The 545-nt window shown below is 71.6% G+C and carries 1 protein-coding gene; it reads right to left on the bottom strand.

What is annotated here, in order from left to right; all coding sequences use genetic code 11:
- Window positions 1-59: 59 nt before the first annotated feature.
- Window positions 60-545, bottom strand: a 486-nt coding sequence (locus tag Sru01_RS35205) for a DUF5990 family protein (RefSeq protein WP_275412239.1), incomplete at its 5' end; no start/stop codon positions are given.

Genomic DNA, 545 nt, shown 5'->3' on the forward strand with positions numbered 1-545 from the left:
GGCGCTGCCGCGCGCTTCGTGACACGTCCGTTGCGCTGGATCTCCTCGGCGGCGGTCGGTCATCGGCCTGCGGGGGCCGACCACTCCACCAGTGGCGGGCGGACCGACGCGCACAACGGCTGACCCTTGGCGTCCGTCAGCCCCAGCCGTGCCACCAGGGCGCCACCGGCCACGGCCCGCTCCAGTACGTCGGGGGGAATCGCCTCCAGCCACAGCTTCGCCCGCCGGAACATCGAGAACGCTCCGGTCTCGTCGACCGCTCCCCACGACAGGTAGACGAACCGGCCGCCCGGCCGGCCTTGTACGAACGGGCCGCGCAGATCCCAGCCGGACTCCGTGCGGATCGCGGTCACCTCCAGCTCCCACACCGCCGAGGCGACGTCCGCAGCCGTCATGCCGAGCAGTTCACCGGTGCGCCCCCGCCCCTGCACGCCGACATGGATGTTGGAGTAGCCAGGGAACCCGGGTGCCCGTCCGCACTCCCGGCCCGGCAGCTCGGATGCTTCGATACAGATCAGCACCCCATCATCATGCACGCGCGATCC

The organism is Sphaerisporangium rufum (assembly GCF_016863395.1).
Taxonomy (GTDB): Bacteria; Actinomycetota; Actinomycetes; order Streptosporangiales; family Streptosporangiaceae; genus Sphaerisporangium; species Sphaerisporangium rufum.